The sequence below is a fragment of the Neotamlana laminarinivorans genome, assembly GCF_020523925.1.
GTDB lineage: Bacteria > Bacteroidota > Bacteroidia > Flavobacteriales > Flavobacteriaceae > Neotamlana > Neotamlana laminarinivorans.
Genome location: NZ_JAJAPW010000096.1, coordinates 1 through 280, shown reverse-complemented (window position 1 = coordinate 280; position 280 = coordinate 1). Strand labels below are relative to the sequence as shown.

The 280-nt window shown below is 34.6% G+C and carries 1 pseudogene; it reads left to right on the top strand.

The annotated features are described in order from the left end of the window. Positions 1-280: pseudogene (locus LG649_RS16195) on the top strand (gliding motility protein RemB); the annotation flags it as partial.

The following is a 280-nucleotide window of genomic DNA, read 5'->3' as shown; positions in this document are numbered from 1 at the left end:
CAAAACACATTTTTACAAGAAAAGCCTCCAGTTTTTCCATCGTGCGAGAGTATAGCTATAGATTCTTTGCAAGCTTGTTTCGATAAGCAGGTATTTAGTAGAATTTATAAGACTTTTAAAGTGCCACAGCAAATAACTAAAGATGCTTATAGTGGTGAGGTTGTTGTGCTTTTTGAGGTAGATGCGACAGGTCGTTTTAGAGTACTTTATACCGATGCTTTATATAAAGAGTTAAAAGAAGAAGCAAAACGTGTGTTTTCAGAATTCCCAAAAATACAAC